Origin of the sequence: Gordonia aquimaris (assembly GCF_026262595.1) — a bacterium.
In the GTDB taxonomy this organism is placed as follows: Bacteria; Actinomycetota; Actinomycetes; order Mycobacteriales; family Mycobacteriaceae; genus Gordonia; species Gordonia tangerina.
On the sequence record NZ_JAPKFM010000036.1, the window covers coordinates 21,220 to 45,971 of the forward strand.

General features: G+C 67.2%; 20 protein-coding genes. 11 read left to right on the forward strand and 9 right to left on the reverse strand.

What is annotated here, in order from left to right; all coding sequences use genetic code 11:
- Nucleotides 1–52 precede the first annotated feature (52 nt).
- Both OSB52_RS22975 and OSB52_RS22980 read right to left on the reverse strand, forming a co-directional pair.
- Nucleotides 53–1,462, reverse strand: coding sequence for an MFS transporter (locus OSB52_RS22975; RefSeq protein WP_266063662.1), 1,410 nt, complete (start codon nucleotides 1,460–1,462; stop codon nucleotides 53–55).
- A complete protein-coding gene (locus tag OSB52_RS22980; protein WP_266063663.1) occupies nucleotides 1,459–2,277 on the reverse strand; it encodes an acyl-CoA thioesterase in 819 nt (272 codons plus the stop codon). Before OSB52_RS22980 ends, OSB52_RS22975 begins: the two co-directional genes overlap by 4 nt.
- A 53-nt stretch (nucleotides 2,278–2,330) precedes the next feature.
- Here OSB52_RS22980 and OSB52_RS22985 point away from each other — a divergent pair, with 53 nt between their 5' ends.
- Nucleotides 2,331–2,813, forward strand: a complete 483-nt coding sequence (locus OSB52_RS22985; protein ID WP_266063664.1) for a winged helix-turn-helix transcriptional regulator — start codon at nucleotides 2,331–2,333, stop codon at nucleotides 2,811–2,813.
- A gap of 118 nt (nucleotides 2,814–2,931) precedes the next feature.
- On the forward strand, nucleotides 2,932–3,810 hold the full coding sequence (locus tag OSB52_RS22990) for a TIGR03619 family F420-dependent LLM class oxidoreductase (protein ID WP_266063665.1): 879 nt from the start codon (nucleotides 2,932–2,934) through the stop codon (nucleotides 3,808–3,810).
- A gap of 6 nt (nucleotides 3,811–3,816) precedes the next feature.
- Here the strand turns inward: OSB52_RS22990 and OSB52_RS22995 are convergent, their stop codons facing one another.
- The 4 genes from OSB52_RS22995 to OSB52_RS23010 are packed head-to-tail and all read right to left on the reverse strand — an operon-like array spanning nucleotide 3,817 to nucleotide 8,667.
- Nucleotides 3,817–5,232: a phytoene desaturase family protein gene (locus tag OSB52_RS22995; protein ID WP_266063666.1), complete on the reverse strand. Its 1,416-nt coding sequence runs from the start codon at nucleotides 5,230–5,232 to the stop codon at nucleotides 3,817–3,819.
- Between the two features lie 2 nt (nucleotides 5,233–5,234).
- Nucleotides 5,235–5,738: a GtrA family protein gene (locus OSB52_RS23000; protein WP_235723342.1), complete on the reverse strand. Its 504-nt coding sequence runs from the start codon at nucleotides 5,736–5,738 to the stop codon at nucleotides 5,235–5,237.
- Nucleotides 5,739–5,773: 35 nt separating this feature from the next.
- Nucleotides 5,774–7,789, reverse strand: a complete 2,016-nt coding sequence (locus OSB52_RS23005) for an MDR family MFS transporter (RefSeq protein WP_266063667.1) — start codon at nucleotides 7,787–7,789, stop codon at nucleotides 5,774–5,776.
- Between the two features lie 47 nt (nucleotides 7,790–7,836).
- Complete coding sequence (locus OSB52_RS23010; RefSeq protein WP_235723340.1) at nucleotides 7,837–8,667, reverse strand: aldo/keto reductase; 831 nt, start codon at nucleotides 8,665–8,667, stop codon at nucleotides 7,837–7,839.
- A gap of 71 nt (nucleotides 8,668–8,738) precedes the next feature.
- On the opposite strand from OSB52_RS23010, the gene OSB52_RS23015 reads away from it, so the two are divergent.
- The 8 genes from OSB52_RS23015 to OSB52_RS23050 all read left to right on the forward strand — a co-directional run bounded on the left by OSB52_RS23015 (nucleotide 8,739) and on the right by OSB52_RS23050 (nucleotide 19,368).
- Nucleotides 8,739–9,950 carry an alpha/beta hydrolase family protein gene (locus OSB52_RS23015; RefSeq protein WP_372512469.1) on the forward strand — a complete coding sequence of 404 codons (1,212 nt, stop codon included), beginning with the start codon at nucleotides 8,739–8,741 and terminating at the stop codon, nucleotides 9,948–9,950.
- 7 nt (nucleotides 9,951–9,957) lie between these two features.
- Nucleotides 9,958–11,502, forward strand: coding sequence for a phytoene desaturase family protein (locus OSB52_RS23020; RefSeq protein WP_266063668.1), 1,545 nt, complete (start codon nucleotides 9,958–9,960; stop codon nucleotides 11,500–11,502).
- 9 nt (nucleotides 11,503–11,511) lie between these two features.
- Nucleotides 11,512–12,819 carry a DUF2254 domain-containing protein gene (locus tag OSB52_RS23025; RefSeq protein ID WP_266063669.1) on the forward strand — a complete coding sequence of 436 codons (1,308 nt, stop codon included), beginning with the start codon at nucleotides 11,512–11,514 and terminating at the stop codon, nucleotides 12,817–12,819.
- 9 nt (nucleotides 12,820–12,828) lie between these two features.
- A complete protein-coding gene (locus tag OSB52_RS23030) occupies nucleotides 12,829–14,355 on the forward strand; it encodes an acyl-CoA carboxylase subunit beta (protein ID WP_266063670.1) in 1,527 nt (508 codons plus the stop codon).
- Between the two features lie 78 nt (nucleotides 14,356–14,433).
- A complete protein-coding gene (gene dprE1, locus OSB52_RS23035; protein WP_266063671.1) occupies nucleotides 14,434–15,858 on the forward strand; it encodes a decaprenylphosphoryl-beta-D-ribose oxidase in 1,425 nt (474 codons plus the stop codon).
- Nucleotides 15,859–15,911: 53 nt separating this feature from the next.
- Nucleotides 15,912–16,673, forward strand: coding sequence for a decaprenylphospho-beta-D-erythro-pentofuranosid-2-ulose 2-reductase (gene dprE2, locus OSB52_RS23040; RefSeq protein WP_235723335.1), 762 nt, complete (start codon nucleotides 15,912–15,914; stop codon nucleotides 16,671–16,673).
- Between the two features lie 2 nt (nucleotides 16,674–16,675).
- Nucleotides 16,676–18,613, forward strand: a complete 1,938-nt coding sequence (locus OSB52_RS23045) for a galactan 5-O-arabinofuranosyltransferase (RefSeq protein WP_266063672.1) — start codon at nucleotides 16,676–16,678, stop codon at nucleotides 18,611–18,613.
- Complete coding sequence (locus OSB52_RS23050) at nucleotides 18,610–19,368, forward strand: MBL fold metallo-hydrolase (RefSeq protein WP_266063673.1); 759 nt, start codon at nucleotides 18,610–18,612, stop codon at nucleotides 19,366–19,368. The genes OSB52_RS23045 and OSB52_RS23050 overlap by 4 nt, the downstream gene beginning before the upstream one ends.
- A gap of 50 nt (nucleotides 19,369–19,418) precedes the next feature.
- Here the strand turns inward: OSB52_RS23050 and OSB52_RS23055 are convergent, their stop codons facing one another.
- The 3 genes from OSB52_RS23055 to aroQ all read right to left on the reverse strand — a co-directional run bounded on the left by OSB52_RS23055 (nucleotide 19,419) and on the right by aroQ (nucleotide 20,777).
- Nucleotides 19,419–19,751, reverse strand: a complete 333-nt coding sequence (locus OSB52_RS23055; RefSeq protein ID WP_266063674.1) for an ArsR/SmtB family transcription factor — start codon at nucleotides 19,749–19,751, stop codon at nucleotides 19,419–19,421.
- On the reverse strand, nucleotides 19,744–20,196 hold the full coding sequence (locus tag OSB52_RS23060) for an SRPBCC domain-containing protein (protein ID WP_266063675.1): 453 nt from the start codon (nucleotides 20,194–20,196) through the stop codon (nucleotides 19,744–19,746). Before OSB52_RS23060 ends, OSB52_RS23055 begins: the two co-directional genes overlap by 8 nt.
- Before the next feature lie 119 nt (nucleotides 20,197–20,315).
- A complete protein-coding gene (gene aroQ, locus OSB52_RS23065) occupies nucleotides 20,316–20,777 on the reverse strand; it encodes a type II 3-dehydroquinate dehydratase (RefSeq protein WP_235723330.1) in 462 nt (153 codons plus the stop codon).
- 71 nt (nucleotides 20,778–20,848) lie between these two features.
- Between aroQ and OSB52_RS23070 the strand changes: the two genes are divergently transcribed.
- A complete protein-coding gene (locus tag OSB52_RS23070; protein WP_266063676.1) occupies nucleotides 20,849–24,175 on the forward strand; it encodes an arabinosyltransferase domain-containing protein in 3,327 nt (1,108 codons plus the stop codon).
- Nucleotides 24,176–24,752 lie beyond the last annotated feature (577 nt).

Below are 24,752 nucleotides of genomic sequence, written 5' to 3' on the forward strand. Positions count from 1 at the left end.
CGCCAGCGGAGGGCGTATCGAAACCAGCCCCACCCACGCGGCGCGGGAACCGTCAGGATGCGGGAGCCCGCGGCGTCATCCCCAGCGCGGCAACACCTCCCAGCAGCGCCACACCGCCGAGTACCCACCACGCCTCGGTGAACACATCGTGGGCGGCACCGTATCCGACCGGACTACCCACCACGGCCACCAGGATGCTGACCCCCAACGCCATCCCGATCTGCCGGCTCATGTTGACCACTGCACTGCCCGTGGCGGATTGGTGCACAGGTAGGTCTGCAGTCGCCGACGACAGAATGGACGGCAGCGCCAGCCCGACCCCGATGCCGCCGATCAGCCAGCCGGGCAGGATCTCGGTCGCGTAATTTGGTGTGGCGTCGACCGACAGCGCGATGATGACCCCGCCGAGACCGAACAGCACGCAGCCGGCCGACACGATCCGGCCCGCCGGGATACGTGCGCTCAGCCGGTGGGCAACCGCGGCGAAGATCGGCACCATGAGTGGGCCGGTGGACACCGCGAATCCGGTGACGATGGCCGAGTATCCCCAGACCTGTTGCAGCCAGAGGATGTTCGCGAGTAGCGCACCGGCGAACGGAATCGCGAACAGCACCGCGGTGACGTTGGCGAACGCAAAGGCCCTCACCCGCAGCAGGTTCGGCGCGATCACCGGCTCGGGGTGGTGCATCGAACTGACCACGAAGCCCGCGAGAGCCGCCGCGGCCACGACCCACGCGCCGACAATCCGCCCATCGGTCCAGCCCCACTCAGGACCCTCCACCAACCCGAGGGTGAGTGCGCCAATCGACACGGCCAGCAGCGCCGCACCCCGCAGATCCGGCAATCTCGTCGCGGCATCGTCGTGGGAGCGGGTCAATAACACAGCACCGGCGATCAGCGCAGCGACTCCCACCGGGAGGTTGACGAGGAACACCCATCGCCACGACGCCGCGACCAGCAATCCGCCGACGGCCGGCCCCAACGCCGCGGCCAACGCCCCGGTTGCCGCCCAGATCCGCACCGACCTCGCCCGCACCTCGATCGGCATCGTCGAGACGACCAATCCCAGACTCGCCGGGGTGAGAATCGCCGCGCCGACCGCCTGCAGGCACCGGAACGCGACGAGCCACCAGATACCCTGTGCAGCAGCACATGCCGCGCTCGCGGCGGTGAACACCGCTAATCCCAGCAGGAATCCACCCTTGCGGCCGTATCGGTCGACGATCCGCCCGGCCGGCACCAGCAGCGCCGCGTACAAAATCGTGTAGGCGTTGAGCACCCACGACAACTCCGACAACCCGGTGCCACCGAACTCGCGGCCGATGTCGTCGAAGGCGACGTTGACGATGAAGACGTCGAGGCTCGCCATGAAGGCCGCGATCGACAGGATGGCCAGCACCAGACCCGGCGTGGCCGGGCGCGACGAGGACATCCGCTCCGGAATCGTCCCGATGACGCTCATCGTCGTGCCTCCCATCCGAGGACACGTCGACTCTGCCGGGCCGAGGCCAGCAACCGGCCTCGCTCGTCGCGCAGGGTGGTGTCGTCGACCGACCATCCGCCCGACGTCGACGTGTTGCGGGTGCACACCAGGACGGGTGCCGGACCCGGGTGATCCGGCGGTGCGGCCAGATGCATCGAGAACGCGACGGTCGGCACCGCCACCGGCGCGGTGAGCGTCGGGAACACCGCCGGCGGCAGGCAGTCGGCGAGAAGCGCCAGATAGGCGGCGTCCACCGTCATCGGCCGCACCGTGGAGATCCATGCACGCATCCAGGGTTCGGCGGCCCCGGTCAGCGGCAGCGGACCATCGGTGGGCCGCAGGTCCAGGTGGTGGCCCATCGGAACGATCTCCGGTGGGATCGAAAACGGCGCGCAGTTCTCCGGTGAAGGCACCACGTCGCTCGAGACGTCGGCGATGTCGGTGGCGGCAGGCGGGCGCAGGTGCCCCATCGTCACTGATGCCGACGCAAACACCACACCCTGCTGGGCGATGGCGACGTCCACCATCCGGGTGCTACGTCCGGCCGAGGTGACCGTCGAGGTCAGCCGCAACTCCGCGTCGCCGGGCCGACCGGAGAAGCGGAGGTCGACGGCCCGCACGTCGGCCTCCGGGGCCGTCTCGGCCGCCACATGCACCGCCAACGCGGCGATCACACCGCCGTGCGGGCCGGACCAGCCCCACCACGACCGGTCGACGTCGGCCACCCACCGTCCGTCATCGAGAAGACGTGCCGAGAATTCGTCGGCAAGCGCGTACCTGCTGAGTTGTTTCACGAAACTCAGCAAAGCAGGTTGAGTTGCGTCACGCAACCCACTACGGTGAACTCATGCGCCGAGCCAGCTTCACCGACATGAACTGTTCCGTCGCCCAGACGCTGGAGATCGTCGGCGAGTGGTGGACGCTGCTGATCGTCCGCGACGCCCTGTTCGGCGTGACACGCTTCGACGACTTCTCCACCCGACTCGGCATCGCCCGCAATGTGCTGACCCAGCGACTCGACACGCTCGTCGAGCACGGCGTGATGGCCAGGGAGCCCTACCAGGAAAAGCCGGTGCGCTACGACTATCGCCTCACCGAGAAAGGCCGCGACCTGTGGACGGTGCTGGCCGCGCTACGGCAATGGGGTGACAGGTGGGCGATCGACTCCGAGCCGCCGATCGTCACCGAGCATCGCGCCTGCGGTCACACGATGACCGTGGAACCGGTGTGCTCGGCGTGCGGCGAACATGTGACGCGGTCCGACCTGCGAGTCCTGCCGGGACCCGGCGCCGACGAGCACAGCCCGCGTCCGATGGCCCAGAGTCAGTAACTGAACCGCCGGACCCGATCGGGGTGGCCCGCAACGCCGCCGACGGGCCGAACCCTTCCCAAGCCAAACTAGAACGTGTTCTACTCTGGGGGAAGAGTCAACCGTCCCGAGGAGCACGATGCGCTTCACCTTTGCCGAGGCCATGACCGACCCGAGTTACTACGCACCGCTCGCGCAGGCCGCCGAAAAGGCCGGTTACTCCGGTTTCACCATCCCGGACTCGCTGGCCTACCCGGCCGAATCGGACGCCACCTACCCCTACACCCCTGACGGTGACCGGGAGTTCCTCGACGGCAAGGCCTTCATCGAAACCTTCATCCAGGCCGCCGCGCTCGGCGCGGTCACCGAGACCATCCGCTTCACCCCGTTCGTGGTGAAGTTGCCGGTGCGTCCGCCGGCCTTGGTCGCCAAGCAGGCCAGTTCGGTCGCCTACCTGACGGGCAACCGGTTCGCCCTCGGCGTCGGCACCAGTCCGTGGCCCGAGGATTACGACTTCATGGGAGTCGACTTCAAGCGCCGCGGCAAGCGGATGGACGAATGCATGGACATCATCCGCGGCCTGACCACCGGCGAGTACTTCGAATTCCACGGCGAGTTCTACGACATCCCCAAGATCAAGATGACCCCGGCACCCACCGAACCCATCCCGCTGCTCGTCGGTGGTCACGCCCACCTCGCGTTGCGCCGTGCGGTGATCCGCGGGGACGGGTGGATGCATGGCGGTGGCCCGGGCGAGGAACTCGATGCGCTGCTGGACAAGATCGCAGATATCCGCAAGGCAGAGGGAAAGACCAACGAGCCCTTCGAGATCCACGTGATCTCCACCGATGCGTACTCCGTCGACGGATGTAAAAGACTGGCGGACAAGGGCATCACCGATGTGATCGTCGGCTTCCGGCTGCCCTACATCAAGGGCCCCGATACCGAACCCCTGCAGAAGAAGGTCGATCATCTGAACTGGTACGCAGACAACATCATCGCCAAAGTCAACGGGTGACGCAGGTCAGCGACTGAGGTACCGCAACGCGGCATGTGCGGCACGGTAGCCACACATGCCGTGCACCCCGCCGCCGGGCGGTGTCGCCGACGAGCACAGGAAGACACCCGGCGCTCCGGTTGCGTACGGGTCCGCAGACAGACGGGGCCGGGCCAGTAGATGACGCAGATCGTTGCGGCCGCCGCCGATGTCGCCGCCGACGAGATTGGGATTGCGGTGCTGTAGTTGTGCCGGTGAACTGCTCACCGAGTCGATGATGCGGTTCCGAAAGCCCGGCGCGAAGCGTTCGATCTGTGCGGTGACCGCCTCGGTCGCATCACCGGTGTAGCCGTGCGGCACATGCGCATACGCCCACAACGGCTTGGCGTTGCCGGCCGCGCGTGTGGGATCGGCCACCCACTGCTGGGCCACCAGGGTGAACGGCCGCGACGGCATCCGGCCGGCGACCGCGTCGGCCTCGGCGTCTGCGATCTGGCCGATGTCACCACCGAGGTGCACCGTGCCGGCGCGCGCGCAGTCGGGATCAGACCAGCCGACCTCACCGTCGATCAGATAGTCCACCTTGAACGCAGCCGGTCCATGCGGATACCGCGCGAGCCGTCGCGAACGTCGCTGCGGCACTCGGTCACCGAGGATCTCGGCGGCCGCGCCGGGCATCACATCGAGCACGACGACGTCGGCGGGTTCCACCTCGTCGATCGAGGTGACCCGCACGCCGGTGGTAATGGTGCCGTTGGCGTCGATGAGTGCCGCGGCCAGTGCTCCGATGATGGCCTCCGACCCGCCTTGAGCCACGGGCCACCCGTGTCGATGACCCGCCGCGAGCAGCATCAGCCCCGCCGCCGACGACCCCGGCCGGTCGAGGCGGGTGAACGCGTGTGCGGCGACACCGGCAAACAAGGCGCGGGTGGCGTCGTCGCGAAACACCCGCGCCAGCGCGGTGGCGGGGTACAGGGCACGCAGACCGAATCCGGCCAGCCGGATCGGATGGCTCGGCACACCGATGAGCGGGCCCAGCACGTCGTCGGCGATGTCGTCGAAATCGTCGGCGAGACCACCGATCATGTCCCGCCAGGTCTCCGCGTCGACGCCCAGTCCGGCCGCCGTGTCGTGGACCGATCGCGCCAACACGGCCGTGCGGCCGTCGTCGAGCGGATGGGCACAGTCGAGCTCCGGGAGGCGCCACCGCAGTCCGAACTCATCGAGCCGCAGCGCGGTGAACGCCGGCGAACCCGCACCGAGCGGATGCACCGCCGAGCAGGTGTCGTGGAGCACGTCGGGCCGCAGCAGTGCCTCGGTGCGTGCGCCGCCACCGATGCGGTCGGCCGCCTCCACCACCCGGACCGCCACTCCGGCGCGTGCGAGCATCACGGCCGCAGTCAGACCGTTGGGCCCGCTCCCGACGACGACCGCGGTGCTCACCGTCAGCGAATCCGAAAGATGACGAGGCGCTGGACCACGAAATTGATGACGGTCGCGGTGCCCTGCGCGATGACGTAGGCGATGAAGCTGTAGAGCACCGTCTCCGGCCACAGATGTGACAGCCAGGTGTAGAGGCCGACGTTGACGAAGAAGGTCACCCCATAGAGCAGCGCCACAGCCACGAACCGCAAGGCGCTCGGTTCTGCCTGGAACGTCCAGCGCCGGTTGAACAGGTAGGCGGTGGTGGTCCCGAGGATGAAGCCGAGTGACTTGGCAATCGCGAACGGCGCCCCGAACACGTACTGCAGGAGCAGCGTGAGCCCGAAGTCGAGAACGCCGGACCCTGCGCCGGTGACGGTGAATCGGACAATCTGGGTCTTCAGGTCCGCATTGGTCGACAACTCGGCATCGTTGAGCGGCAGTTCGAGCGGCGTGATGGGGTGCGGGGACGTGAAATCCTCATGGTGCGGCTGATGATCGGCCGCGTCGGACTCGGGTCGGGACACGAACCAAACCCTAGTCCAGACGACGCCGGTCGCCGCTACCCCTCGGTGGTGACCAGACCCTTCGGCGGTGTCTCGGTGTGCAGACGGCGAGCGATCTCGTCGAGCAATTCGTCGACGTCGGCCTCGTCGCTACCCGGGTAGTCGGCGACGAACTGGCGCAGGCGGCTGCGTTGGGCGTCGAGGAGACGTTCGGCCTCGGCCTGCCCCTCGGCGGTGATGGTGACCAAGCCGTGGTCGATGGTCACCATCCCCCGCGCGGCCAACGACTCCGCAGTCGAGACGACCACCGGGCGCGGCGTGTCCGACGCGGCCACCATCGCCCCGATCTCCCGCGACGTCTCCTCGGCCACCCTGCTGACCATCCACGCCTCACCCCGCGATAGCGAGCTGTCAGCGCCGGCCACCACCAGTTCCCAGGCCCGCAACCGCTCGTCGCGCGCCAGCGTCTCCCACACCTTGAGCCGCAACTCCTCCAGCGAGGTACGTGCCGATGGCATGCCGAAACTCTCCCCGGTGTCGGGGGTCTTGGTGACCGTACGCAACGGCACCTCGGGCAGCAGCCAGCTCAGCGCGAAGGCGACGAACCCGATCGGCACGGCCACCAGGAAGACCATCTGGAAAGCGTCGGTGAAACCTCCGAGGAACCACACCTGCACGTCGGGTGGGCACGACGGCAGGGTCGTCGTGGACGCTTCCAACACCGGCGCCGAACACGGTCCCACTGCCCCGGGTGGCGCGCCGTCGGACAGCAGATCGTCGAGGCGGGTGTTGAAGACGGCACCGAACGCCGCGACACCGACCGAGGCGCCGATCGTCCGGAAGAACGTCGCACCGCTGGTGCCGGCACCGAGGTCGCGATACTCGACCGAGTTCTGCACCGCCAGCACCAGAACCTGCATCACCAAGCCCAGTCCGAGACCCAGGATGAACAGGTACACGCTGGTCAGAGTGCTCGAGGTGGTTTCGTCCATGGTGGACAGCAGGTACAGCGCGACGGTGAAGATCGCGGTCCCGGCGATCGGATAAAACTTGTAGCGGCCGGTGCGGCTGATGAGCTGCCCGCTGCCGATCGAGGTGAGCAACAGACCCACCATCATCGGGATCATCCGCAGCCCGGACGACGTCGCGCTGGCCCCCTGCACGGACTGCAGGAACAGCGGCAGGAACGTGATGGCACCGAACATCGCGAACCCGACGACGAAACCCACCGAGGAGGCGATGACGAAGACCCGGTCGGTCAGCAGCCGAACGGGCATCACCGGCTCCGGGGCGCGCCGCTCCTGGAACAGGAACGCGACCGCTGCCAGCACCGACAGCGCGGCCAGCGCCAACACCCGCCCAGAGGTCCAGCCCCACAGAGCGCCGAAGCTGGTGACCAACACGATTCCGGTGGCCGCTGTCATCAGCAACAGGATGCCGAGATAGTCGATCGACGGCTTGGTCTGCGCGACGGTTTTCGGCAGCACTGCGATCACCACGGCCAGTGCAACGATCCCGATGGGCAGGTTGATGTAGAACACCCACCGCCAGCTGAGGTTGTCGACGAAGAAGCCGCCGAGCAGTGGCCCCACCACGCTGGCGAAGCCGAACACCGCACCGAAGATGCCCTGGTAGCGTCCGCGTTCGCGTGGCGGCACGACGTCGCCGATGATCGCCTGCGACAACACCATCAGCCCGCCGGCGCCGATACCCTGCAGCGCGCGATAGCCGATGAGGGTGGCCATCGACGACGCGGTGCCGCACAGTCCCGAACCGACCAGGAAGATCACCACACACGCAAGGAACAAATTGCGACGGCCGTACAGGTCGCCGAGCTTTCCCCACAACGGTGTGGTGGCGGTGGTCGCCAGCATGTACGCGGTGACCACCCAGGTCAGGTGGTCGGCGCCGCCGAGGTCGTTGACGATCGTGGGCAGCGCTGTCGCGACGATCGTCTGATCGAGGGCGGCCAGAAGCATCGCCAGCATGAGGCCGGCGAAGATCGACCAGATCTTGCGCTGGTCCAGCGTGTCGGCGGGCGTGTCGGCAGTGGAGGCACGGCCATCCGTCATGGGCTGACCCTACGTCCGGGGGAAGAGGTTTCGCTGGGAATCGACTCTCAGAACTCCTCTTCGACGTCGGAGTCGCGGGCCGCTTTCTCCCCCCGGTCGAGCGCGGCCAAGGCGGCCAGGTCCTCGGCGTCGAAGTGGAAGTCGAAGACGTCGGCGTTCTCACGCTGCCGACCCAGGTGAGACGACTTGGGCACCACGCTGACTCCGTGCTGCACCGCCCACCGCAAGGCGATCTGAGTGGGCGACTTCCCGTACTTTCGGGCCAATCGGATCACCGCCGCTTCACCGAGCATGCCCTCCTTGCGGCCGGTCGGATGCCAGGCCTGGGCGTGGATGCCCTTCTCGGTCATGAACTCCCGCAGGCCCGTCCGGGCCAGCGCCGGCGAACACTGGATCTGGTTGAGAGCCGGCCAGCGACCCGTCTCGTCATAGAGCATCTGCAGGTGATGCTGTTTGAAGTTCGACACCCCGGCCGTACGGATGAACCCTTCGTCGGCCAACGTCAGCAGCGCCTTCCACGAGTCGACGGTGCGGCCCAGACTGGGACACGGCCAGTGGATCAGGTACACGTCGATGTGGTCGACGCCGAGTCGTCTGGCGCTGTCCTTGGCGGCATTGATGGCCTCGTCGAAGCCCTGGTCACCACCGCCGAGTTTCGTCTGCACCACCACCTCGTCGCGCGGCACGCCCGACTCCCGCAGCCCCAGACCCACGCTGCGTTCATTGCTGTAACGGGTCGCCGTGTCGACCATCCGATAGCCGGCCCGTAGCGCTCCGGCCACCGCGCCGACACCCGGGCGGCCGAGCATGTCGAAGGTGCCCAGACCCACCATCGGGATCGAATATCCGTTGTTCAGCTCCACTGACGGAATGTCCACGACCTCAGAATAGGTCCAACCCGACATCTGGGCGTGGCGGTGAGCAAGACGCACTAGGCTCGGCAGTCATGATGTCTCGACGGCTGTGGCGTGGTGCTGCGACGATGTTCCTGGTGCTGGCCACCGCCGTTGCGGCGTTGTCGGCACCGTCCCCCGCCACCGCCGATCCTGCCGCCACGCCGGCACCGAACTGGTCGGGTTTGGATGTGCGCGACTACGCCGGACCGATCCCCCAACGCGCGGGGACCCTGATCTCGCGGGTCCCGCTCGCCACCGAGCTGAGCCTGCCCGCCGCCGGGCAGGCCTACCGAATCCACTACGCGACACCGGATCAGCACGGCCGCCCGGCCACCAGCACCGGTGCCGTGTTCCTCCCGAAGGGCTCCCCACCGCCCGGTGGATGGCCGGTGATCGCGTGGGCACACGGCACCACGGGTCTGGGCGACGGGTGCACACCATCGGCACTGCCGCGCAGCGATCGGGATTCGGCGTATCTGTCGCACTGGCTGGAACAGGGGTACGCGATCGTATCCACCGACTACGTCGGCCTGGGCACGCCGGGCCTGATGAGTTACCTCAACGGCGACTCCGAGGCCCACTCGATCGTCGACTCGGTGCAGGCTGCCCAGCAGATGGGGCTACCGCTGAGCACACGATGGGCGATCGTCGGGCAGTCCCAGGGCGCGGGCGCGGCGCTCAACGGCGCACACCAGGCCACCGCGTTGTCGCGGGGCTCCGGGCTGGACTATCGCGGCGTGGTGGCCACCGGCACACCGGCCAACATCGAGCAGATCATCGCGCTCGGCGGGCCGGACTTCCCGCCTGTCACGTTGCCGGCGGGCCTCAACACCTACACCGCCTACATTCTCGCCGGGTTCAGCGAGGCCCGACCGGACCTCGACGTGCGGTCGGCGCTCACCCCGCGCGGCGCCGAGCTGGTCGCCAAGGCCCGCACACTGTGCTACACGGAGATGGCCGACGTGATGACCGGCGTGGATCTGCGCACCCTGTTCCGCGCGCCGTTGGCCGGCATCCCCGGTGTGCGTGCGGGACTCGCCGAGTACATGGGCACGCCGTACGACGGCTACGACCGGCCGATCTTCCTCGGTCAAGGCCTGTTGGACACGGATGTACCTGCACCGTCCGCGCTTTCGCTCTACGCGCAGATGCGCGCCGCCGATCAACCCGTGGAGTTGCACGTGTACCCGACCGAGGACCATTCCGGCACAGTGCTGGCGTCCATGCCCGACTCGACCCCATTCCTGTCCCGGATCATGAGGTGAACACCACGTGCCTGCCGCACACTACGACGACATCATCATCGGTGCCGGCCACAACGGGCTGACCGCCGCGGCCTACCTCGCCGACGCCGGAAGGTCGGTTCTGGTGCTGGAGAAGGCCGATCATGTCGGTGGTGCGACGGTGTCGGCGATGCCGTTCGCGGGCCGGCCCGCGCAATTGTCGCGGTATTCCTACCTCGTGTCGCTGTTACCGCAACAGATCATGGCTGACTTGGGGGTGGACATCCGACTCATCCGCCGACGCCACGCCTCCTACACACCGCTGCCCACCGACCCGTCGATCGGCGTGCTCGTCGACCACGGCGACCTCACCGCCACCGCCGGATCCTTCCACCGTGCAACCGGTTCGGATACCGTGTTCACTGCCTGGCAATCGTTCTACACCCGAGTCGGCACCATCGCCGCACGCATCTTCCCGACGATGCTGGAGCCGTTGCGCTCGGGCGCCGAGATGCACGACCTGGTCATCGGCACCGATTCCAGCGAGGCCGAGTTCTGGGAAACACTCACCACCGAGCCGCTCGGAACACTGCTCGAACAGTACTTCGATGACGACGTGGTGCGTGGGATCGCCGCCACCGACGGTCTGATCGGCACCTTCGCCGACCTCGACGATCCGTCGATGCGGCAAAACATCTGCTTCCTGTACCACGTGATCGGTGGCGGCACCGGCGACTGGGATGTCCCGGTCGGCGGGATGGGCGCCGTGTCAGGCGCCCTGTATCAGGCGGCGGCTGCCGCAGGCGCCGAGATCCGCACGGGTGTTCAGGTTCTCGGCGTCGACCCGACCGACGGTACCGTCGAACTCTCCGACGGCCGGGTGTCGGCGAGCATGCTGTACGCCGCGTGCGCGCCGTCGGTGGTCAACGAGCTGCTCGACGACCCCATCCCCACCGAGTCCGAGACCCGCGGTGCGCAACTGAAGATCAACCTGCTCCTCGACCGACTGCCGCGGCTGCGGGACGGTTCGGTCTCGCCCGATGCGGCGTTTTCCGGCACCTTTCACATCAACGAGTCCGCAACTCAGCTGCGCACCGCATTCCGGCAGGCTGAGCGCGGGCAGATGCCTGATCTCCCGCCGTGCGAGATCTACTGCCACACCTTGTCGGACGCGTCGATTTTGGGTCCCGAGCTGGCCGGACACCACACCCTCACGCTGTTCGGGCTGCACACGCCGCCGGAGGTGTTCGATTCCCCCGGAGCCGTCGAGCATGCGGTGGGCGCCACCCTCGCCTCGCTGAATTCCGTACTGGCCGAACCCATCCAGAACGTCATCGCCCACGACGTCGAGGGCAGGCCATGTGTCGAGGTCAAGACCCCCCAAGACCTCGAGGACACCCTGGGGCTACCCGGCGGCAACATCTTCCATCGCAGCCTGCAGTGGCCGTGGGCCGAATCCGACACCGAGGTGGGCACGTGGGGCGTGGAGACGCCGCATCCACGCCTGCTGCTGTGCGGCGCCGGCGCTCGACGTGGTGGCGGGGTGAGCGGGATACCCGGCCGCAACGCCGCCCGCAAAGTGCTGGGCGGGTAGCGCATGCGGATGCGGTTGACGCGTCTACGGGACGTGTTCTGGTTCCTTCCGCTGGTGATGGGGCTGTCGGCGATCGTGCTCGCACAGGTTCTTGTCGCGGTCGACCGCTCACTGGCCGACACCACCCCCGGCTGGGAGGGCGGCTTCTTCGTCCGGGTCGGTGCCAGCGGCGGTCGCGACCTGCTCGGTGCGATCGGCGGGTCGATGCTCGGGGTTGCCGCGACCTCGTTCTCGATCACCATCTCGGTACTCGCGACCGCGAGCTCCACGTACGGGCCGCGACTGGTGCGCAATTTCATGAACGACCGCGGCAACCAGTTCGTGCTCGGTATGTTCGGCGCCACCTTCCTGTATGCGCTGATGGTGTTGCGCGCCATCACAGCCGGACCGACCGTGGACACCACCTTCGTCCCCGACATCGCTGTCAACGTGGCCGTGGCGTTGGCCGTGGTCGACGTCCTGGTGCTGGTGTACTTCATCAACCACATCGCGTCGTCGATCCAGGTGTCCACACTCTCGGCACGCGTGCGGTCCGAACTCGACGCCGTGGTCGCCGAACTCTATCCCGATCCCGCACCCGACAACGCAGTCCCCGCGCCGACGCCGAAGGGTGGGACACCCGTCACGGCAACGGGTTCGGGATTCATCATCGGCATCGACGAGACCTCACTGCTGGGTACCGCGCGCGAGCAGGACTTTCTGTTGGCAATGGAGGTCCGCCCCGGCGATCACCTGGTCGCCGGCGAGGTGCTCGCCCACATCCACGGTGCCGATCGCAACGACGAGGTGATTGCGGCCGCGACCGAAGCGGTTCGGGCCGGTATCGACCTCGGCGAGACGCGAACGCCGTACCAGGACATCCAGTTCGCGGTTCAGCAACTCACCGAGATGGCCGTACGCGCCCTGTCCCCGGGCACGAATGATCCCTACACTGCGCACAACACGCTCAACGAGCTCGCCGCCGGGCTCGTCCCGTTGGCCCGCCGCCACGCGCCCGACCTCGGGCGCGTCGACGACAAGGGCACCGTGCGCCTGCTCGTGACCCGTCTACCCATGCAGGAGTTGCTCGACGACGTGTTCGGAGCGGTGCGCACCTACGCACTCGATGCGCCGATCGCGATGACCGCGGCCATCCTGCTCGCACGTCGGATCGGGGTGGCGGCGGTGGATTCCGATGTGCGTGACCACGTCCTGCATCATCTCGGCCTGATCGACGATGCACTCGAGCGCACCGACGATAGCGTCAACGTGGATTTCTGCCGACGTGAGATCGAACAGGCGCGGTCGGCGATCGGCGCGTCAGAGAGCGCGAGATGAAGGAGCATCGTGACGAGTGACCCGGACCGCCTCACCGAACCGGCTGTTCCCGCCTCAGGTCTCGACGAGCTCCGCGCACGCCGGCACCTGACGAGCGATGCCGCGCGCACGGACAAGGTGGCCCGCCGTCATGTAGCCGGACGTCGCACCGCGCGGGAGAACATCGCCGACCTGATCGATGCCGATTCGCTGATCGAGTACGGCCAGTTCGCCACCGCCGCACAGGAACAACGTCGAGACCTGATGGACCTGGTGCTCGACACCCCGGCCGACGGGTTGATCGGCGGCACCGCCACCGTCGGCGGCCGCGCCTGTCTGGTGATCAGTTACGACTGGATGGTGCAGGCCGGCACCCAGGGCATGCGGGGTCATCACAAGACCGACCGGCTGATCGACGTCGCCACCCGATTGCGGCTGCCGGCGGTGTTCTTCACCGAGGGTGGCGGCGGGCGCCCCGGCGACACCGACTATCCGGTGGTGTCGGCGCTGGATGTGGGCTCGTTCCGGATGTGGGGCGCGCTCGGCGAGGTGGCACCGCGGATCGCGGTGGTGTCCGGCCGCTGTTTCGCGGGCAACGCGGTCCTGGCCGGGTCGGCGGACATCCGGGTGGCCACCCCGGACGCCAATCTCGGCATGGCCGGCCCGGCGATGATCGCGGGCGGCGGACTCGGTCAGGTGGCCGCCGAGGACATCGGACCTGCCGAGGAGCAGGCAGCCAACGGGGTCATCGACATCCTGGTCGACGACGAAGCCGAGGCCGTCGCGATCGTGCGGCAGTTGCTCGGCATGACTGCACCGGGCGGCCGGGTCGAGGTCGTCGTCGACGATCAGACAGTGCTGCGCGACGCCCTGCCCGCCAATGATCGTGAGGCGTTCGACGTCCGGCCGATCGTCGAGACCGTCGTCGACACGGGGACGGCGCTCTGGCTGCGCGAGCGGTGGGCGCCGGAACTGGTCACTGCTCTCGCCCGGATCGAGGGCATGCCGATCGGGGTGATGGCCAATCAGTCCACCCATCTCGCGGGTGCGCTCACCTCGGATGCCGCGGCCAAAGCCGCCGACTTCCTCGAACTGTGCGAGCGGTGGGGCATCCCGCTCCTCAGTCTCGTCGACACGCCCGGGTTCATGGTCGGGCCCGAGGCCGAACGCACCGGTCTGGTGCGGACCGCATCTCGGATGGTCAACGTCGGGTCACAGTTCACCCAGCCGTTGATCGGCGTCGTCCTGCGGCGCGGCTACGGCCTCGGCGCCCAGGCGATGCTCGGCGGTGACACGCACCGCCCCGTCCTCACGGTGGCCTGGCCGCAGGCCCATCTGGGCCCGATGGGTCTCGAGGGCGCGGTGCGACTGTCGATGGCCAAGCAGCTCGCCGCGCTTCCGGAGGCCGAACGCGAAGAACTCGTCCGCACGAGTACCGATGCGATGCGGGAGCACGCCAAGGCTCTCAACGCCGCGCGGGTGTTCGAGATCGACGATGTGATCGATCCGGCGGATACGCGCGACATCGTCGCGCAGACGCTGCACCGGGCGCGATGAGATCGCTTCCTCGACTCCGCGACCAGGTGTTTCTCATCGCGATCCGACCGTCCGAGCGGACAGGTACCCTCATGTGCGATGTCTACTCACGAGTTGTTGCCGATCGAGACCCGCAAGCTGGTGGGGTGGTCCCGGACCACCCCGACCGTCGGGCACGTGCTCTCAACGCCATATCCCGAGGTCATCGCGGAAGCCGTTGCGCGTGTGGCCGACGACAATGCGGACAAACCGGACTATCTCAAGCGCGGGGTGATCGCTCGCGGGTTGGGTCGTTCCTATAACGAATCCGGCCAGAACAGCGGTGGCCTCACCGTCGACATGACGCCGCTGACGCGGATCTACTCGATCGACCCGGACACCGCGATCGCCGATGTCGACGCCGGGCTGTCTCTCGACGCCCTCATGGCCGCGGCTCTGCCGTTCGGACTCTGGGTCCCCGTGCTGCCGGGCACCCGGCAGGTCACCGTCGGAGGCGCGATCGCCCACGACATCCACGGCAAGAACCACCACAGCGCGGGTAGCTTCGGCAACCACGTCGTCGAGATGCATCTGCTCGTCGCCGACGGCCGGGTGCTGATCCTGACCCCCGACGGCTCCTCCGACGACCCGGACGGCGAACTGTTCTGGGCGACGGTGGCCGGCATCGGTCTCACCGGCATCATCCTGCGCGCCAAGATCGCGATGAAGCGCACCGAGAGCGCCCTGTTCCTCGCCGACACGTTCACCACCAATACCCTCGACGAGACGATCGACCTGCACCTCGAGCAGCGTTACGAGGACGGCTTCGAGTACGCCTCGGGATGGTTCGACACCATCAGCGGCCCACCAAAACTCGGGCGCGGGTCGTTCAGCCGCGGCAATCTCGCAACCCTCGACGACCTGCCGGCCAAGTACCGCAAGGACCCGTTGGCGTTCAAGAGCAAGCCGCTGATCTCGCTTCCGGATGTGTTTCCGCGCGGGCTGGCCAACAAGTTCGACTTCGCGCTGGTGGGTGAGGCTTACTACCGCATGGGTTCGAACAAGATGGGCCAGATCAAGAATTTGGCGCAGTTCTATCACATGCTCGACGTCGTCGGGAACTGGAACAACGCCTACGGCCGCGGTGGCGGATTCACGCAGTACCAGTTCATCGTGCCGACCGGCAACGAGAAGGACTTCAAGCAGCTCATCGTCGACATCCAGGCCTCCGGGCACGTGAGTTTCCTCAACGTGATCAAACTGTTCGGCGAAGGGAACAAGGCGCCGCTGAGCTTCCCGTTCAAGGGGTGGAACGTCTGCCTCGACTTCCCGGTCAAGAAGGGTCTCGCGGAGTTCCTCAACGACCTGGACCGGCGGGTGATGGAGATGGGTGGCCGCCTCTACACGGCCAAGGACTCGCGGACGTCCGCGCAGAATTTCCACGCGATGTACCCGCGAATCGACGAGTGGACTGCGGTTCGGCGGCGGATCGACCCGACCGGAGTCTTCATGTCCGACATGGGTCGTCGCCTCGAACTCGTCTGACGACCACCTTCCCGAACTTCCCACCACCTGCTCACGAACACCGAAAGGGCACCATGATCAACGCCGTCGGCGCACCCCAATCCATCCTGATCCTCGGCGGCAGTTCCGAGATCGGGCTGGCGATCGCCGAGGAGTACCTCAAGAAGGGGCCCGCCCGACTGGTGCTGGCCACCGTCCCGGGCGATCCCACCTCCGATGCCGCGGTCGAGAAGATGCGGACGGCCGGCGCCACCGACGTCGAGTTGATCGACTTCGACGCACTCGCGCCCGACACCCACCCCGCGGTGATCGACAAGGCCTTCGCCGGCGGTGACATCGACGTGGCGATCGTCGCCTTCGGTGTGCAGTTCGACGACGAAAAGGTGTGGCAGGACCAAAAGGGTGCGGTCACCGAGGTCGCCATCAACTACACCGCGGCGGTCTCGGTGGGTGTGCTGCTCGGTGAGAAGATGCGCGCACAGGGCTCGGGCCAGATCATCGCGATGAGCTCGGTAGCCGGAGAACGTGTGCGGCGCAGCAACTTCGTCTACGGCTCCACCAAGGCCGGACTCGACGGTTTCTACCTCGGCCTCGGCGATGCGTTGCGGCCGTTCGGTCCTCGCGTCCTCGTCGTTCGGCCCGGTCAGGTCCGCACCAGGCTGTCGGCCCATGTCGACGAAGCTCCGATGACGGTGAACAAAGAGGACGTCGGCCGCATGGTGGTCGCGGCCGCCGACAAGGGCAAGGAGATCGTCTGGGCTCCGGCGCCGTTCCGCTTCGTCATGATGATCCTGCGGCACATCCCGCGCCCGATCTTCCGTCGACTACCGATCTGATCGTGAGCACCGCCGTTCGCCGCGCCCGCGACGTCGGCGCACTCGTCGCTGCCGCGCTGCTGGGTGCGCTCATCGCGTTCGTGGGGCTGAAGGTCATCGCGGGCGTCGACTGGCCCGCGTTCAACTCCTCCAATGTGACCCGCGCACTGACCACCGTCGGGCAGGTGTTCGCGGTCGCGGTGCTCGTCGTCGCCGTTCTCCTGGATCGTTACGGCAGACCACGCTGGTTGACCGGCCTGCTGTCGGTGGCCGCATCCGCCGGGATGGTGACCGTCACCCTGGGTATGCCGTTGGGCGCCACGAAGCTCTACCTGTTCGGTCTCTCGGTGGATCAGCAGTTCCGCACCGAGTACCTCACCCGGATGACCAGCAGCCCACGGCTGGCGGACATGACCTATCTGGATCTGCCGCCCTATTACCCGGCCGGGTGGTTCTGGTGGGGTGGCCGGTTCGCCGACATCGAGGGACTGCCCGGGTGGGAGGCCTACAAACCGTGGGCCATCATCTCGATGGCGGCGGCCGCGGCCGTGGCGATACTGCTGTGGACGCGGATGGTGGGCGCGATGCGGGGAATCCCGATCGCCCTGGTCATCACGCTGGTCACGGTGATGTGGGCGTCACCGGAACCGTATGCGGCGATTCTGGTGATACTCGGCGTCCCGATGCTGATCCCGATGTTGTACGGGCTGCGCGGCAGATCACGGCTCGCCGACGGCCCCGTGGGCGGCCTCCGCCGCGGCACGAGTTGGCCTGCGGTGATCGGCTCCGGTGTGTTCCTCGGCATCAGCGCCACCTGCTACACGCTCTACACCGGGCTGTTCGCGCTCAGCGCGATCGTCATGGCTCTGTATCTCTGTGTGGTCGGTTGGGTTTCGGCCGGCAACAAGGCGGTGCCCAGCGCCACCGTGACCGGCCGGCGAAGAGGAGTGATCCTCGCGATCCTGGGTCGACTGGTCGCGATGGGCGTCATCTCCGGCCTCATCGCCCTGGTGGTGTGGGCCCCGTATTTGTGGGCGCGGGCGACCAGCGAGCCCGCCAGCGGCGGCACTGCCGAACACTATCTGCCCGATCGTGGCGCTGTCCTGCCGCTGCCATTCTTCAACTTCTCCCTGATGGGTCTGGTCACTCTGATCGGCCTGGTCTGGCTGCTGCTGCGGTTCCGACAGCGCACCGTCGCGCTTGCGCTGTTCATCACCGTCGTGACGATCTACCTGTTCTGTCTGCTGTCGATGTTGCGCACCGCCGGTGGCAGCACGCTGCTGTCGTTCCGGCTCGATCCCCTGCTGTACGGCGCGTTGTCGGCGGCCGGGGTGCTCGGTATCGCGGATCTGTCGCGCTGGGCGGTGGGCAAGTTCGGCGATGTCCGCTTCGCGATCGGTGCGATCGCGGCGGTCTCGGCCATCGCGCTCGCGCAAGGCATCCCGGGTCATCTGTCCGGGGAGATCACCACCGCCTACACCGACACCGACGGTCGCGGCGAACGCGCCGATCAACGTCCCGCAGGCGCCGAGTCGTACTACCCGGAGATCCATCGGTTGATCCGCAAGCAGACCGGCCGGACCGCCGATCAGAACGTGGTGCTGACCGCCGACTACGGCTTCCTGTCGATCTATCCGTACTGGGGCTTCCAGGGACTCACCTCGCACTACGCGAACCCCTTGGCCGAGTTCGACAAACGCGCCGCAGCCATCGAACGATGGGCCGACGCCGAGACCCCCGACCAACTCATCCGACGGCTGGACCGTTCGCCGTGGACTCCACCCAATGTGTTCCTGTTCCGCTATGCCGCTGAGGGTTACACGCTGCGGCTGGCCGAGGACGTCTACCCCAATGACCCGAACGTCAAGCGGTACACGGTGACATTCGATCCGGCCGTGTTCGCCGACCCGAGGTTCGAGGTGACCGAGGTGGGACCTTTCGTGGTGGTGGTGCGTCGATGAAGTTCGGACGCAGACCGATGCAGATCAGTCGGGTGGACGCCGGATCGTCGACAGCGTTTCTGGTGCATACCGACGTGGTGAATTGGATACTGCTGCAGGAGGGCTCGGATCTGACCCTCATCGACGGCGGCTATCCAGGTCAGGCATCTGCGGTCGAGGAGTCGGTGCGGGCCATCGGCCGTCGTCCCGAGGACATCCGGGGTGCGCTGCTCACCCACGCACACGTCGACCATCTCGGCGGGCTGGTGACGCTGAACGCGCGTTACGGATTCGACGTCTACTGCGATCCGGTGGAGGTCGCCCATGCCCGCCGCGAATACCTGCAGCAGGCGGGTCCGGCTGACATCGTGCCGATCTCCTACCGACCTCGGGTGCTGCACTGGCTGTCGATGGTGTTGCCGCTGGGAGCGTTGAGCCGCACGGGCCTCGAGGCCGAGCCGTTCCCGTCGCCGCTGGACCTGCCGGGCGCTCCGAACCCGGTGGCCGCGTACGGTCACACCGACGGTCACAGCGCCTACCTCGTCGCCGACGACGCGGTGCTCGTGTGCGGGGACGCCATGGTGAGCGGCCACCCGATCTCGACGGTGACCGGTCCGCAATGCATCGAGCACGCATTCGCACACGATGAGGCCACCGCGCGACGCACCGTGGAATCGTTCACCTCGCTCGATGCCACGGTCCTGTTCCCCGGACACGGCCCCCGGCACAACGGTCCGGTCGCCGAGGCCGCGCGCCGCGCGCTCGACATCTCCTGAGCCTCCCTCACGATTTCGTAGTACCAACAGCCGCGAGGCGGCGGTTCGTACTACCGATTCGCGTCTTCGGCGAGCGACTTGATCCGCTCGAGTCGGCGGTCCCAACCGCGGGCGATGGCGTCGAGTTGGCGCGCCACCTGACTCAGTCGCGCGCCCACCGGCTCGTAGCGCACCTCGCGACCGACCTTCGCGGCCGCGACGAGCCCGACGTCGGTGAGTACTCGCAGGTGTTTGGCGATGGCCTGTCGGCTGATCGGCAATCGGTCGGCCAGCGCCGACGCCGAGGCCGGGGCGCGGGAGAGTTCGACAAGAATCTGCCACCGGCTGTCGTCGGCGAGCGCGGCGAACAACTCGACCGGCGCCTGCGTCTCGGCGTCAGGCACGAGCATCGGCCCCGGTGAGGTGCACACGGGCCAGCTCCAGTTCGAGTCGCCAGCCCTGGGAGTGATCGTCGAATCGGGAACGTCGATCGGCCTCCGGCTCGGACAACGATGCGAATCCCGATTCGGCGACCTTCAGCAATACTCCCGAATCGGCCGGAGTCAGCCAGAATTCGACCAGCGTGGATGAGCTCGACGGGTCGTCTGCGTCGATGTGCCAGCGAAACGCCGCATACGACGGCTCATCGAGATGCACGGTCCGGAAGGCGAAGCGCCCGTGGGTCGGATCGGTGACATAGGCGATCTCACCGTCGTATTCGACCTGATGGTCGACGATGCGCTGGTCATTGATGTACCAGCCGGGTTCACTCACCAACTCCCAGACCCGCTGCGGGGATGCGTTGATGGTGATCTCACGTTCGATGCGGTCGTACTCGGTGTCCATCATGGTGTCCTCTCAGGCTTTCATCTGCAACCCAAGGATTGCACATCGCACCGACCGTCTGCAACCCCAAGGTTGCATTTCTGTCGCCACGCGGTTCGCCCCCCGGGTAGAACGCTGAGCCGTCAGCCGAGCACGTCGACTAGTTGCCTTATCGCGAATTCGTAACCACGGATACCGAATCCGGCGATCACCCCGGACGCAAGCGGCGACACATAGGAGTGATGGCGAAACGCCTCACGCTTGTGCACATTGCTGATGTGCACCTCCATGATCGGCACCTCGGGTATCACGAGGGCATCGGCGAGTGCCACCGAGGTGTGCGTCCAAGCGGCCGGGTTGATCACGATCCCACTGATCTGACCACGCGCCTCGTGCAACCAGTCGATCATCTGACCCTCGTGATTGGTCTGCGCCGCCCGCAATCCGTAGCCGAGTTCGGCTGCGGTCCGCTCCGCCAGCGCGACGACGTCGTCGAGGGTGGCCGCACCGTAGACCTCCGGCTGCCGGACGCCCAAGGTGTTCAGATTGGGGCCGTTGAGCAGCAGAATCGGCAACGGTTCCGGGCCGGTGGCGGAGTCAGGCATGGCACCCACCATAGTTCAGCGACCTTCGGCCGAAACGGGACGCGCAAGCCCAACCGTTACCATCTCTCTTTGTGCCATCGCAGACGGTAAGACGCGCCAGGGTCGTCGCCATCATCACCGGACTGCTCGGATTCCTGATGGCACTCGCAACGCCACTGATGCCGGTTCATCAGACGACCGCCCAGATCTCCTGGCCCCAGGGCGAGCAGGTCGAGTCGGTCGCGGCACCGCTGATCAGCTACGTTCCCATCGATCTGGATGTTCGGGTGCCGTGCAGTGCGGTGGAGCAGCTCGGCGACGGCGAGTCCGTGCTGTTGTCGACGACGCCGAAGCAGGCGGAGAAATCCGGCGAGCGCGGGTTGTTCATCCGCAAGACCGGGCAGCCCGGCGATCCCGCCTCGCGGCAGACCGTCGAGGTGGTCATCCGCAACATGCCACTGGTGGCGGCGACGCTGGAGGACATCCGCGGTCAGGACTGCCGCGAGATCTCGGTGCACGCCGACGCCGAGGCCGTCTCGGCCGAGTTCGTCGGGATGCGCACCGACGACGGCGAACCGCTCGACGGCACTACCGCGGGCCGCGAGTCCGACACTTACGATGCCGACCAGCGCCCGCAGGTCACCGGGTTGTTCACCGACCTCGACGGCCCGGTCGCCAGCCTGCCCGGGCTGGACGCGCACGTCACGATCGACTCGCGTTACTCCACCGCGCCGACGATCCTGAAGTGGGCGGTGCTCGTCATCGGGATCATCGCCACCCTGCTGTCGCTGGCCGCGCTCGCAGTTCTCGATTCCACCGACGGCCGACGGCACCGACGGATCCTGCCGGCGCGGTGGTGGCACCTCAACGCCCGCGACTATGTGGTCATCGGCGCGCTGGTGGTGTGGCACATGATCGGTCCCAACACTTCCGACGACGGCTACCTGCTGACGATGTCGCGGGTGGCGCAGGACACCGACTACACCGCCAACTACTTCCGCTGGTTCGGGGCGCCCGAGGCGCCGTTCGGCTGGTACTACCAAGTGTTCGGCTGGCTCAGCCACATCAGCGTGGCCAGCCCATGGATGCGCCTGCCGGCACTCTTGTGTGGCATCGGTGTGTGGCTGATCGTCAGCCACGAGGTGTTGCCGCGACTCGGGCGCGCCGCCATCACCCGTCCGTCGGTGGGCTGGACAGCCGCCTTCGTCTTCCTCATCTCCTGGTTCCCGTTCAACAACGGGCTGCGCCCCGAGCCGATCATCTGTCTCGGTGCGCTGCTCACCTGGTGTTCGGTGGAACGGGCAATCGCCACCGGCCGCATGCTGCCGGCTGCCGTCGCCTGTCTGATCGGCGCATTCAGTCTCGCCGCCGGACCCACCGGCCTGCTCGCGGTCGCCGCACTGATCGCCGGCGCCCGACCGATGATCCTGGCCCTGATCAAGCGCGCCAAAGTGATCGGTGGTGGTCGATGGTCTTATGTGGCGTTGCTCGCCCCCATCGTCGCCGCCGGCACCTTCGTGATCTTTGTGGTGTTCTCCAATCTCACGCTGCGGTCGTTCGTCGAGGCCTCGCAGATGAAGTCGGCACTTGGGCCGTCGATGCACTGGTACAACGAGATCAACCGCTACTCGTCGTTGTTCGCGTTCTCCGCCGACGGCTCCATCGACCGCCGATTCGCGGTGCTCACCATGATCCTGTCGCTGGTGGTGTCCGCGGCAATGCTGATCCGGCGCTCCCGTATCCCCGGCACCGCGCTGGGACCGTCGCGCCGGATCGTCGGGATCACCTTCGCCTCGCTGGTGTTCCTGATGTTCACGCCCACCAAGTGGACCCACCACTTCGGGGTTTTCGCCGGTCTCGCCGCGGCCCTGGCCGCGCTGGCCGCGATCGCCGTCGGACATCAGGCCATGCATTCGCGGCGCAACCGGACGTTGTTCGCCGCGCTCGTTTTGTTCGTCGCCGGCCTCGCATTCACCGCGCCGAACTCCTTCTACTACTCCTCGGCATGGGGTATGCCGTGGGGCGTCACGCAGGTGAGCTTCGGAGTGAACCTCGCGAGCCTGCTGCTCTATGCCGCGCTGCTCCTGCTGCTGCTCGCGCTCTGGTTCCACTTCCGCGAACCGTTCACCGGCACCGACCCGGCCGACGACCCGACGACCGATACCGACAGAGCCTGGTACCGCCGGATGTGGGCGCTGCTCGCATCCGCGCCACTCGCCTTCGTCTCCGCTGCCGTCGTGGTGTTCGCTCTGGTCACCGCCATGTTCGCGGGAATCCAGCAGAGTTCGTCGTACTCGGTGCCGCGTGCGAATCTGGAGGCCCTCACCGGCCAGGAGTGCGGGATGGCCGACAAGGTGTGGGTGGAAACCGACCCGAGCCGGTTCTTGCTGCAACCGGTCGACGGCTCCATCGCCGACCCCCTCGCGGGTCCGGCGACGGCGCCACCGGACGGTACCCGCCCGGCCACCACCGGGTTCACCGCCAATGGCGTGCCGGTCGATCTGGAGACCACCGCCAGCGAGGGGTCGCTGGGCGTGCTGGCGGGCAATGCGACAGACTCACCCGACGTGCTCACCGCCAACACCGGCGGCACCGGTGGCGGCGTCACGTCGCAGGCCGGGGTGAACGGCAGTTTCGCCGAGCTGCCGTTCTTCCTCGATCCGGCCACCACCCCGGTGATGGGCAGCTACTCGACCACCGATCAGGTGCCGGCCCGGCTCACCTCCGCCTGGTACGCGCTGCCCGCCGACTTCGCCGACAACCCGCTGCTGACCTTCTCGGTCGCCGGGCTCTACGACAACCCGAACCTGCTGCTGGAGTACACCACCGATCCGATCGATCCGGGTACGCGGGACGCCGAGCTTCAGGCAGAAGGCGAAACCGAACTGATCGACCCGGGCCCGCGTCCGTCGTGGCGCAATGTCCGCGTCACCACCGACTCGTTGCCGTCGGATGCGACCGCGGTGCGCATCGTCGCCACCGACGACAACCTGTCATCGGACCGCTTCATCGTGGTGACCCCGCCGCGGCTGCCGGAGATGCAGACGCTGCAGGACGTCGTCGGCCGGGAAGACCCGGTGCATGTGGACTGGACCTCCGGCCTGGCGTTCCCCTGTCAGCGTCCGTTCTCCCACGCCAACGGGGTCGCCGAGATCCCACAGTGGCGGATCAAACCGGGCGCCGACCTCGCCGCCGCGGTGTCGGCGTGGCAGGACTCCTACGGCGGCGGACCGCTGGGCTGGCTGGAGGTGTCCCAGCAACCCGAGGCGATGGCCACCTACCTGCAGGGTGACATCGGCCGCGACTGGGGTTCGCTGGAGCGCTACACCCCTTACGGCGACGTGAACACCCTCGCCGACATCGACACCGGCACCGCCACCCGCAGCGGCCTGTGGAGTCCGGCGCCGATTCGGTACTGAGTGGCGATGCACCGCCAATCCTCGCGTAACCAACGAGCCACACCGCTGGTGGTCGAGTAGCCAACGAGCCGCACCGCCGGTGGTCGAGTAGCCGACGAGCCGCACCGCCGATCGTCGCGTAGCCGACGAGCCCCACCGCCGGTGGTCGAGTAGCCGACGAGCCCCACCGCCGATCGTCGCGTAGCCGACGAGCCCCACCGCCGGTGGTCGAGTAGCCGACGAGCCGCTAGGCGAGGAGGCGTATCGAGACCACAAGACACACAGCAGATCTCGATACGGCCCTCGCCTAGCGGCTCGAACCTACTCGATCAGCGACAGAAGTCGAGCCCGACGCCTGTCAGCGGACATGAAAAACTGCCCATGGGCGGTCACGAAAGTGCCCGCTGACGGACAATAAGGACTGCCCACTCGCGGTCACGAAGCTGCCCGTCGGCGGACACGATTTTGCCCACACCTGTCTCATCCGACGGCGCGTCTGCGCTGAGCGGGTCTCTCCCGTGGCTTCGATAGCGATTGCCTAGTCGTATCGAACTCACTCACGGGAGAGACCCTTCTTGAAGTCTGACGGAGAACTCAT